This is a genomic window from Longimonas sp. (genome assembly GCF_046498435.1).
Lineage (GTDB): Bacteria > Bacteroidota > Rhodothermia > Rhodothermales > Salinibacteraceae > Longimonas.
Genome location: NZ_JAWOAR010000193.1, coordinates 1 through 11,724 on the forward strand (window position 1 = coordinate 1; position 11,724 = coordinate 11,724).

The following is an 11,724-nucleotide window of genomic DNA, read 5'->3' on the forward strand; positions in this document are numbered from 1 at the left end:
CAAAGGCCAGCTGCACCGGCACCAGATGCGTTCGATCGTCGTCGCCAAATGTGAAAGAAGAGCCCAACGTAGAGTAGCCCCCGCGAAGGTGCCAGCGCCCGATCAGGTGGCGGTCGTAGTTCACGCTGTAGAGCAGCCCCGCACCGAGCAGTTCGACGTACACCGCGTTGCGCGCACGCTCAGATGATGCCAGGTCGTCCGTTGCGTCTGGCACCGTGGCCGTCTGCTGCGCATAGCTTGGGACAGACAGTGTGACGAGCCCGAACAGTCCGATGGCAGCAAGAAATGCTGTGAGTGAGTTTGACATGGCGAGACGTTAATCTGTGAGAAGAAGCAGTAAGGGGTACGCAAGCTAAAAACGTCCTGTGGCAAGGGTGAGGCCGAACAAAGGGCGCTGTATGGCAGGGGCGTATCCCACGTAGGTGCTCAGTTTGATGCCGCCTCCGGTATCCCCCTCGGCGCGAAGAACCGACATGCCACGAATGCCAAAAGAGTGAACCCGTGCGGCACCGAGGTCGACGCTGAGTGGGGTCGGCCCTTCCAGAGCCACAGCGTCGCGTTGATAGCCAACTCCAACAGCGGCTCCCAGACGGGGGCTGTTGTATGTGCGATGCTGCAAGAAGACATGCGCCTGGCCGGGTATAGAGAGTGCGGCGGTCAGGTAGTTGCGCTTCCAGAGTTGCGTGGTGGCATCAACGCCCAGGGTAAAGAGACCGAGCGTAAGTCCTACCCCGAATCGGCCCTCTGAATCATAGCCCGAGAGGTAGAGTCCGCCACTGAGGCGATTGGCGTTGACAGGCTCTTGCGATAGGTCTTCGTCTGTCGCTACGTCGTAAGTTAGGTGCTGTGTCGGGGAAAAAGTGCCCGCTACGCCTACGCCCATCGTTCTGTGGTGGGAGGGATATGTGGATCTGTCATGAAACATGGCCGACTCGCTAACAGGCGTATGCGAGATGCATCCGCCGAAGGTTAACATGAGGACGATCGCGCCGAGAACACGTTTTGAGACGCAGCGGGATATAGCGGAGAGATGCATAGCAATGGTTCAGCCGTGCTCTGTATCGCTCTGTACCTGATGAAAGGTCACACCGGTATTGATTTGCCCATTTCAGTATAGCCATCTCTATGCTGCACTGCAACAGCGCAGTGTAGAGCGAGACAACAGAGCGATCCCCTTCCCAAAATAGAACCCCGGTTCTAAGGAAACGGCACACCGGGAGTATGCAGCAGGAGCACACATCGAATACGTTGGAAAGCACAGCCAGAGCAATCCATAGCTCCTGGCAGACACATGTTTTCCTCCATTCTACCGTATTCTCATGACCTATAATGTACAGGCCTCAGAGACCTCCACCAACTCTTCTCGTTGCGGGCCGCCCAACTGGTTTTTCGTTGTGTTGCTGAGTACGCTATTGGCTTTCGGGGCCGCGTACAACGCCTCAGCGCAGACCGTAGAGCGATTGGAATCGCCCAATGCACGGGCTGGCGGCTTCTACGGCTTCAGCGTTGACTTCGACGCAGCGAGCGGTAACTTTATGGTTGGAGCGATCCGCGAGCCAACGACCGATCGGGGGCGCGTCTACCTGTATGGCACTTCGCCCAGTACACCGGTCTTTCTGCGCACCGAGCTCGTTCCGGTGAGCACCGTAAACAACGGATCCGATTACGGGCGCAGCGTAGCGGTTGGTACGTCCGTTTTTGGCACATCGTACTTCATTGGGGCGCCGCTCGACGACAACGAGTCACTCGCGGGCTCTACTGTCCAAGACACTGGTTCTTGGACGCGCTTTGAGTTCCTCAGCGGAAGCTACAGCCGCGTTCGGACGTACGAACTCGGCTCCAGAGACCAAGCGAGGCGCTTGCTTGGCATCGGGCTGGCGCTCGACGGCACGACGCTCGCCGCGGGGGCGTCCACGAGTGCCGACTCGTTCAGTCCTGGCGGACGCGTGCACATCCGCAACCTGACCGGCGTCACATCGGGATCCAACGGGGCCACCATTGCCAGCCCGTCGCCCCAAGAGAATGCGCAGTTTGGGCGCGGCCTCGCCCTCGATGGGAATCGCCTCGTCATCACGGCGCTCAACTACGACGATGGAGGCCTCACAAACCGAGGCAATGCCTACTCGTTCACGCGCGACCCGTCTACCTCAACATGGAGCCAGGAACAGCAACTCGTGCCCACCGGCCTTACCGACGGAGCCCAGTATGGGCGTGCGGTTGCGCTTGCTGGAGACGTAGCTTTCATCTCGGCCTCTGCACAGGACGTGGGCGCAACGCCCGATGCCGGAGCCGTCTACGTTTGGACGCGCGATCCCGCAACGGGCACGTGGAGCCATACGCAGACGCTTACGGCGGCCACGCCCGAAACGGATGCCATCTACGGCTATGCGCTCAGCTACGACACCTCCACCAGTACGCTCTACGTCGGCGCCCCCCGTGAAGATATTTCTTCGCCCAGCGCTGTTACTGACGCAGGGGTTGTGTATGCTTATCAGCAAGATGGAGGTGGTACGTGGCAGGAGCAATTCCGCTTTGCCTCCGACACCCCGCAGTCGGGGGCGCTTTTTGGGGCGTCGCTCAGTGCAGGTGCCGATAAGCTCGTCGTAGGAGCCTACAGCGAAGATGTCTCCGATGGCGCAGGCGGTACGATCGCCGACGCAGGCGCCGTCTATGTCTACGACATGGTTTCGGCGCTGCCCGTTGAACTGGCTGGCTTCGAGGCGCGCCTGCAGGGAACCACCGCTCATCTGCAGTGGCGCACCCTGAGCGAAACGGATAATGCGGGCTTTCATGTTGAGCATCGCGCTCCCGGCGGGCGCTTCCAGGACGTGGACTTTGTGCCCGGGGCCGGAACGACGAGCGAGCCGCAATCCTACTCAATCCGCATGGACGACCTGAGCTCAGGCACGCATGCCTTCCGCCTCCGTCAGGTCGACCTCGACGGCACAGCAACGCGCAGCGACGCTATCACAGTCGAGGTACGCACGCCTGCTGGCGTTTCGCCAGTGTGGCCCAACCCGAGCCGTGGACTCGCACAGGCCGAGGTTACGGTCGGCGCACCCGGACGGGTACAAGCTGCTGTGTATGACTTGCTGGGGCGCCGCGTGCTCACGGTGCACGATGGCCTGGCTCAGCCCGACGCACCCGTAGCGCTTCAGATTGCGACTGATGCGCTGCCCAGCGGCATGTACCTACTGCGCGTGCAGACGCCGCAGGAAACTACCATGCGCCGGTTTACCGTGGTGCGGTAGTGGGTACACGACAGCAAGAAAGCTGCTGTCTGCCCACGATGTAAGACGACAACACAAAAGAGCTGCCGTCTGGACGGTCCAGGCGGTGGCTCTTTTTTTCTTTTTGGATGATAGACGGGGCGACTTGAGTCCGACGGATGCGACGCGTAGCTTAGGGCATCGTATTCTCGCACGGAGCTTCCATTCGTCATGACCTGTCGCGTTGTTTGGGTTGGCCTGATCCTGGCACTGCTGGGCAGCCCTGTCGTAGCGCAGGCCCAGCCCGAAGGGCAATCGCACCGGTTCGTGCATCTGGGAGTTGACGACGGTCTCTCACACCGCGCGGTTACGGCGATCGCTCAGGATAGCACCGGCTATCTGTGGATTGGGACCAAAGCTGGGCTGAATCGCTTCGACGGACGCACCATGCGGGCCTATCATCATGTGCGTGGGGATACGACTGCGCTGCCAAGCTACCACGTTGCGGCGCTGCTTGTGGATGCGGAGGGCACGCTGTGGGTGGGCACCAATGCGGGGCTGAGCCGCTTTGACCGGGCCACTGAGTCGTTCCGCTCGTATCGCCACGTCCCTAACGACCCTTCTGGGCTCTGCGGACCTACCGTTCGCCGCATTGCGCAGGATGGTGCGGGCGGGCTGTGGGTCGGCACCGAAGAGCACGGCCTCTGTCACTTTGACCCGGAGCGCGAGCGGTTTACACGGGTCTCGGTGCTGGGAAGCGCGCTCGACGAAAAAAGCATCATCATGGATTTCGCGCCCACGCCCACAGGGGCCGTCTGGGTTTCTGTTGCCGTGACGCGTGGTCCGCTGGTGACGTGCAAGCTCGACCGGCGGACCATGTCATGCGCATCCAACCAGCCCCAACTTTCGAATGGATGGCACACGATGTGGAGTGATGCGCAGGGGCAGCTTTGGGCGCTCCAGAAGCAGCACGGATTGATCCAGCTAAACGCAGATTCTGGCACGATAACGACGCATGTTCCAATCACGGTGCAGTGGGGCGACGGCGCCATTGCTATGCTTCCCAATGGAACGGTGTGGGCGGGTACGCAGCGCCGTGGTGTGGTGAGCTTTCACCCTGAGCGGCGCACGGCGTATCCGGTTCAGCACGATCCTGGTGATGCGTCGTCGCTGGGGGGATACGATGCGCGCACCCTGTTCGTAGACCGGCAGGGCATTGTGTGGGTTGGCCATGAGCGCGGCATAAGCTACTGGACGGATGCCGGGAGTCCATTTCAGCTATATCGCACCTCCGATGGACTCAGCGACGAGCGCGTCAACGGGATACACGAAGCCCGAGATGGCACGGTCTGGATTGCCACAAACGGCGGCCTCAACCGCCTGTGGCCTTCCGAAGAGCGGTTCCGCGCCTACAACCCAGCCGGCCAAGGCTCGGCCCGCGCCGATGCGGTGTGGCAGGTCTACGAAGACCAAGTGGGCACGCTTTGGGTAGGTGGCAAGCGCGATGGCTTGATGCGCCTTGACCCCGAAACCGAGCGGTTCACGTCCGTTGCTGGCGTAGCGCGCGGCGTGCGGTCCATCAGCGAAGACCGTAGCGGACGCCTGTGGATTGGGACCAGCACGGGGCTCTTCGTGCGCAATCCGGAAACAGAAAATCTGCGCGCGTTTCGGCACGATCCGGCCCGTCCGCACAGTTTGCCCAGCGACCGCGTAAACCGCGTCTACGAATCCACCGATAGCACGCTGTGGGTAGCCACCGACAACGGCATTGCCCGAATGACGGGCACGCGGCGCGATACGGTGCGCTTCCATCGCCTTGGATACGACGCGCAGGACCCGACCAGCCTGGGAGCGCCTGTGGTGTGGACCATGACCGAGACGCCCGCCGATCCCGGGGCCCTGTGGGTTGGTACGTTTGGAGGCGGCATGTGTCGCCTTGACATAAGCACGGAACAGTTCGACTGTCTGACTGCTGCCGAGGGCCTGCCGCACAACGTGGTCTACGGGCTGATGGCCGATGCCGAAGGACGCCTCTGGGCAACCACCGATGGCGGCCTGGCCCGCATCGCCCCGCGTACGCAGCGGATTGTTGCGTTTGGTGCCGACGATGGGCTGCAGGGCGACGCGTTCGACCTGATGGCCTACCATCGAGGACGAAGCGGGCGGCTATACGTGGGGGGGCCGCGCGGTTTCAACAGCTTCAACCCAGAGGCCACTGGCGTCGATCAGTATGCGCCTCCGGTGCTGATCGCGGGCGTTCGCATCTTTGGGCAGCGGCGTCCAGGCCTGTTGGCGCCTGCCAACGACACGCTACGCCTCCAGCCTCACGAAACGCACCTAACTCTTGACCTTGCGGCGCTCGACTACATCGATCCGCGGGCCATTCGGTACCGATACCGCCTGATGCCGTCTTCGGTGCCTACAGGCCCGCTCCGTGACGCTGATGCACAACCGTGGAGCGAGGTGTATTCTACGCAGCCGATGGCCACGTACACCAACCTGGCTCCTGGTGCGTACACGTTTGAGGTACACGCCACCAACCATGCCGGCGTGTGGAGCCCCAAGACGACCCAGTTGCATGTCATCGTGCAGCCCGCGTGGTGGCAGACGGTGTGGGTGCGGTGGGGCAGCCTGCTGGCGCTGCTCGGACTCGTTGGAGGCGCAGTGCAGTGGCGCATTACGCGTCTGCGCACACAGCAGATGGAGCAGCTACGTGTGCAGCGGCGTCTGGCTCGAGAGCGCCGCCAGGAGCGCCATCGCATTGCGCAAGACCTGCACGACGGACCCATCCAGGACCTGTACCGCGTAGGTCACGACCTGGATCGCCTTGCTGATACAGCACCAGACCATCAGCCGCGCGTGTTTGAGGCGCGGAGTGCAGTAAACGAGGTTGCGCAGCGCCTTCGCTCGGTGCTGGTCGCCCTGCGTCCGCCGCACATTGAGGCCCTTGGGCTGCCCGCTGCGCTGCGGCGCCTGGTGCGTATTACTTCGGAGCGGGCGCCAACGCTCTGTATCCACGTAGAGAGCGCCAAAAACAAGACAGCCCTCGGCCTCACCGATGAGGCGGAGTACGCGCTTTACCGCATCGCACAGGAGGCATTGACCAATGCAGTGCGACATGCCCACGCCACTGATGTGACGCTTCATCTTGCGTGCATGCCCGCATCTGTACAACTAACGGTCTCCGACAATGGAGATGGATTCCGGGTCCCGGCGTCGCTGTTTGACTTGGCGCGCGAGGAGCATTTCGGACTCGTAGGCGCTGCCGAGCGGGCAGAGGCGCAGGGCGGCACCTTTCAGGTGAAAAGCGCACCAGGCCAGGGCACTACGGTGCTCGTACAGCTTCCCAGAGAGGAGGCGTCAGGTCGCTTTGAACGGGCATCGGCGTCATGAAAAACGACACGCCCGATCTATTCAGAATAGCACGGTGGTTCCATATCACCGGAATCTGAAATCGCGATACTGTGGATCAGGGCCTATTGCTATATTTTGCCGCCTTTCGCATCCTTGCTTTCTGATTTGTCTACGCTATGTCTCCCATCCGCCTTCTGTTAGCCGACGACCATCCGGGGTTTTGTAACGGACTACGTGCGCATCTTCAGCAGGAGTCTGACATGGACGTGGTGGCGGTGGCGCACAATGGCCAGCGCGCGCTGGCGTTGGCGCGGCAGCACCATCCCGATGTGGTGATCCTGGACATGGAGATGCCCGGCGAAAGCAGTCTGGCCGTAGCGCAGACGCTGTGCACGCTTGATCCACCCATACAGGTGCTTGTGTTGAGCGCGTATGAGGACCAAGAATACATTTTTGGGGTGCTTGATGCCGGGGCCTCGGGGTACCTGTCAAAGCAAGAGCCACTGCGTGCTATCACCGAGGCCGTGCGTGGCACCGCCCGCGGCGAAACGGGGTGGCTGAGCCGGAAGGTGGCTGCCATGTATATGCAGCGGCACCGTAGTCCAGCGTCGTCGGCGCAGCGTCTTGTCAACGACGAGCTGAGCCAGCGCGAGCGCGAGGTATTTCAGCTCGTAGCGCATGGGATGACAAACCCCGCCGTGGCCGATTGCCTCTGCATTGCTGAGAACACGGTCAAGAAGCATGTGCACGCGCTGTACACGAAGCTGCCGGTGGATACGCGGGCGCAGCTTGTGGCGTGGGCGTGGCGCAGCGGCGTGGTTGCGCCTACATCCGATAGTAAGGATGACAGCATGCTCCGCACGTGAAGCGTGTAGATGCAACGGCAATGCATCATCCCCCAAACAAACACCGCTACGCCTCTCACCACGCCTGCTCGATGCGACTTGGGCCCACGCTGCGTTCGATGTAGTAGAGGATGCGGCGGTACTCATCGGTCCAGCTGCTGGGCTCGGTAAAGCCGTGCGGCTCGACCGGGTAGGTGGCCAGCTCCCAGTCGGTTTTGCCCAGCTCGATGAAGCGCTGACTCAGGCGAAAGATGTCCTGCGGCTGCACATTGGCATCGACCAGGCCGTGCGCCATGAGCAGCGGGTCCTCCAGCCCGTCAGCAAAGTAGATGGGCGAAGAGCGCTCAAACGCGACGGGGTCCACCACCGGCGTGTTCAGGATGTTAGAGGTGTACGGGTGGTTGTAGTGCGCCCAGTCGGTCACGGAGCGCAGGGCCGCGCCGCCGCCAAACGCATCGGCTTCGTTGAAGAGCGCCATCAGCGTGATGAATCCGCCGTAGGAGCCGCCGTAGATGAACTGCCGCTCCGGGTCGATGCCCTGCGTTTCTTCGAGATGCGCCGACGCATCCGCATAGTCTTGCAGGTCGCGCCCACCCATATGACGATAGATGGCGGTGCGCCAGTCGCGTCCGTAGCCCGCGGAGCCACGGTAATCGACGTTGACGACCGTGTAGCCCTGCTGCATCAGCAGGTTGTGAAACATGAACTCGCGGAAGTAATTGCTCCAGCCGTTGTGCACGTTCTGCAGGTAGCCCGCGCCATGCACAAAGTGCACCGCTGCACCGTTGGGATTCTCCGGCTCGAAGATCTGCATGGGCACGTCGGTGCCATCGTCGGCCTCGAAGGTGGTGAGTTCCCCCGTGCTCCAGTCGACAGCTTGCCATGCGTCGGTGGGCGAGGTGGTGATGCGGCGCTCGCCGTTGTCGTCGCGGATGTAGACCTCGGGCGGCTGTGTGATGTACTCGTAGAGCAGGCCCAGCGTGGTGTCGTCGGGATGCGGAGCGGCGGCGTACTGTCCGTCTTGTCCGCTGGTGATGCGCGTGCGCTCGCCGCCCTCGGCGGGCATGCGGTACCAATGGCGGTTGTGGGGCGAGTCTTCGGTGCTCGCAAAGAGCCAGGCGGATCCGTCTTGCGTGAGCTGTGGATCGAAGACTTCAAAGTCGCCTTCGGTGAGCGCCGTTTTCTCGCCGGATTCGACGTTAATCGTGTAGAGGTGGCTGTAGCCGGTTTCTTCGCTCTGAAAGTAGAGCGTTTCGCCGTCGGGCATCCAGCCGAGCGTGCTGGCGCCGCCGTACCACGAAATACCCGGCCCCGCAATCCACGCCTCGTCGTGCTGGCGGTCGAGCGAGGTCACCGACCCGTCTTCGGGATTCAGGCGCGCCAGCCAGCGGTCTTTGTTGTCGGCAGCGCGGACGTCGAGCACCGCCAGCGAGCCGTCTTCGTTCCAGTACGGACCGAAGGCGCGAAGCGTGCGCGTGGAGTCGATGCCGTCGAGCGTGTCGGGGTCGGCAATGTCGGCGAGCGGCCACTCGTCCGCGCCCGGCAGCGTGCTAAGGTCCACCGTGTACGTGGTGTCGCGCTCCGTATCCGCCAGGTGCAACGTGTATCCGCTCGGGGCACGTCCCACTTTGGCGCGGGCGTTGATGGCGTTGGCAAATCCGGTTTCGGTCACGTAATCCATGACCTGCGTGTTTTCGACGTTCTCCTCTTCGGAGGTACCCACAGCGGTGTATCGCTCCGACGGATCCATCGACAGGTGCACTACGCTGCCATCGCCTACGTAGAGCGTTGGCGGATCGGGATCGGCGGCTTCGTCTTCCTCTTGAGCTTCCTTGGCCAACTCTTCCTCTTCCTGTTGCTCACGCAGGGTTTCAAACAGCTCCGTCTGCTGCTCCTCAAGGTACTGCTCTTGCGGAGACGGCTCCTCGTCTTTCGGTTCGTCAGATGCCCGCACATCCGTAAGCTGCTGTATGGTGCCGCGTTGCAGGTGGATGGCGAAGAGGTTGAGCCCGTCGCGGAAAATCACGCGCGCACCATCAGGCGAAAAGCGCGGTTGGGTAAGTGCGTTCGGCGTGTCGGTAAGGCGCGTGGTGGTATCGTTTTCGCGGTTGTAGAGATAGACATCGCCGTTGTGGGTGAACACTTTGCGCGCAAAATCGGAGGTGTAGGTGTGGCTGCCGTGCTGCCATCCCGCGAAGAATGGCGTGGGCGACCGGCGCTCCTCTGCATCCACCTTAACCGGTTCATTGCCGTCAACGGGCACGCTGTAGAGCGAGTCGCTGGGGAATTCGCCCTCCGGGTTCCAGTCGAAATAGAGCGCGGATCCGTTTTCGTGCCACCGGATGTTAGTGGGCCAGTCGCCAATCCAGGTTTCGGGATCTTGCATGATCTGCTGCACGGTGAGCGAGTCGCTGGGCGCCTGGGCGTAGAGCGCAGCAGGGGCAACAGCAAATAGCACGATACTGGCAAGCAGGCAGCTAAAACGTAGCAGGGGGCGCATAAGCGTAGGGTCGAGTCAGGGGGATGCGACAGGTAGAAACAAGGTAGGAAGAATGAGACCGAAATGCATCCGGGCGCGTTGTACACAGCCGGGTTCTGTTACCGGCGTGCGTCTGCACAGAAGAGACATCGGCGCTATGTAACGAATGGTTTGTTCGTCGCGTCTATGTGAGTGCTCGTGCACAGCACCTTCTGCGCGACTATCGATCTCTTCACGCTCTTCTTTTTTATGTGTTGCTATGATCACTCGCTTACTTGCCGGATGCATGCTACTAACCAGCGTGGTGGCATTAGCGCCTGCGCCTGTAGATGCCCAGGTGCCCGATACAACGCGCATTGATTCGATGTCGACGCGCCAGGGGACCATGGATCTGGTGGGCTGGCCCGATCGCGATCAGGTCGAAGCATGGAGCGACGACCTTTCCGACCGCTGGCTGCCGCAGTTTGACCGGATTCAGGTTGATTACAACTATGCCATGCGCGACTCGACGACCGACTGGACGTTCGAGGTGGCGTGGTCGCCGGGGGCCTGGGTGCATGCGGGAGACGATGGCATCCAGCCGCTGTCGGAGGTTGAGGGGCCGGGCCGGTTGGAGCAGCTCTACGTGGTGGCGAACGCGGTTGTAGACGACTCGACCCGAGGTACCGCGCTCTTTGCGTTCGACCAGATGAACGTAGGGCCGCGCCCCGACTCGGTCGAACTGTCGTGGCGCGATGTGCCGCATGAAGAGCTGTTTTTAGAGTTGGATGCGGAGGCGGCGCGTGCCCTGTTAGCACAGAATCCGACGTTCGAGATCGTAGAAGTGGAGCGCGTACAAGCCCTTCCGCCAGACCGCCGGAGGGTGGCATCGGGCGAGCAGGAGACGCGCGAAGAGCGCCGAGCGCCGCGCACCACCGAGCCGCGGGCGCGCCGGTCGAACTCCGTATTTATAATTCGGACCGGATACGTGTTTGGGCGCACGCGGTCTCGCACCGTAGCACAGCCGCCAAGCGCCGAACCGGCGACGCCTGCCGACGAGAGCGCACGCGGCGGTCGGGGCAGCACCCGCACCGAGGACAGCGGCGACGAGGCTGACGATGACCGTCCCCGCCGCGACGATGACGACGATGATGCCCCGAGTCTGGGCCCAGCGGCGCTGGGGGCGGCAGCCGTGGTGGGCATTGCTGCGGTGGCTGGAGGAAGCGTTGGGCTATCGGGCTCGGGGGATGCGCCGCTTGGTCTTACGAGCGGGTGGACCGGCGAGCGTGGAGGCGTGTGGCTGCAAGCATCAATCAACGGCGCTGTGCTCACCGGCGAGGGCACGGAGCGCTTGAACACGCAGCTTCGTGGCTTTGCGGATGTAGGCTGGAACGAAGTGCAGCCGTCGCTGGGGCTGGGCCTGCGCTTTGAGCAGGAGGGAGACGACATTGTGTCGCGGCCGATTGTCGCGCCCGGGGTGGTGTGGAACGCCCACGAGTGGGCCTTCACCGCTGGTTTTGATCTTGTGAACAGCGCGCCGCAGTTCGGCATCGTGTACAACTTTCGTGCAGGAAGCAGCGAATGACAGGGCGTGCGACCGGGTGCAGCTCGGAGGTCCGCCCCTGTGCATCCCCCTGATACGAACGCTGGTACCAACTCCGCATGCTCCGCTGATGCGTGAACGAGTGGGAAAACGTGCATTCCAACACGAGACCGAAGGTCGACTGACGAAGGAAGCCGGGGGCTTCGTAGTGGAGTGATCCCCCAGCGCAAAAGCGCGTCGGCTCGTACGAAACGAACCGACGCGCCAGGTTGGTCGAAGCCCGACCGTTTAAGTTCGACTTTTGCGAAGTTACGG

At 62.2% G+C, this 11,724-nt stretch carries 6 protein-coding genes and 1 pseudogene; 4 read left to right on the forward strand and 3 right to left on the reverse strand.

Features of this window, described 5'->3' with window-relative positions; all coding sequences use genetic code 11:
* Both R6U20_RS07245 and R6U20_RS07250 read right to left on the reverse strand, forming a co-directional pair.
* A pseudogene (locus tag R6U20_RS07245) lies at positions 1-307 on the reverse strand (hypothetical protein); the annotation flags it as partial.
* A gap of 45 nt (positions 308-352) precedes the next feature.
* Positions 353-883 (reverse strand): hypothetical protein, encoded by a 531-nt coding sequence (locus tag R6U20_RS07250; RefSeq protein ID WP_410337190.1) that lies wholly within the window; start codon positions 881-883, stop codon positions 353-355.
* A 436-nt stretch (positions 884-1,319) separates the two neighbouring features.
* On the opposite strand from R6U20_RS07250, the gene R6U20_RS07255 reads away from it, so the two are divergent.
* From R6U20_RS07255 to R6U20_RS07265, 3 genes are all read left to right on the forward strand, one after another.
* Positions 1,320-3,251, forward strand: coding sequence for a T9SS type A sorting domain-containing protein (locus tag R6U20_RS07255; RefSeq protein WP_410337191.1), 1,932 nt, complete (start codon positions 1,320-1,322; stop codon positions 3,249-3,251).
* A 189-nt stretch (positions 3,252-3,440) separates the two neighbouring features.
* Entirely contained in the window at positions 3,441-6,602 is a 3,162-nt protein-coding gene (locus R6U20_RS07260) for a two-component regulator propeller domain-containing protein (protein WP_410337192.1), read from the forward strand.
* Between the two features lie 137 nt (positions 6,603-6,739).
* Positions 6,740-7,429, forward strand: a complete 690-nt coding sequence (locus R6U20_RS07265) for a response regulator (RefSeq protein ID WP_410337193.1) — start codon at positions 6,740-6,742, stop codon at positions 7,427-7,429.
* Positions 7,430-7,484: 55 nt separating this feature from the next.
* On the opposite strand, the gene R6U20_RS07270 is transcribed toward R6U20_RS07265, so the two are convergent.
* Positions 7,485-9,866, reverse strand: a complete 2,382-nt coding sequence (locus tag R6U20_RS07270; protein ID WP_410337194.1) for a prolyl oligopeptidase family serine peptidase — start codon at positions 9,864-9,866, stop codon at positions 7,485-7,487.
* A gap of 280 nt (positions 9,867-10,146) precedes the next feature.
* On the opposite strand from R6U20_RS07270, the gene R6U20_RS07275 reads away from it, so the two are divergent.
* Positions 10,147-11,451 carry a hypothetical protein gene (locus R6U20_RS07275; protein WP_410337195.1) on the forward strand — a complete coding sequence of 435 codons (1,305 nt, stop codon included), beginning with the start codon at positions 10,147-10,149 and terminating at the stop codon, positions 11,449-11,451.
* Positions 11,452-11,724 lie beyond the last annotated feature (273 nt).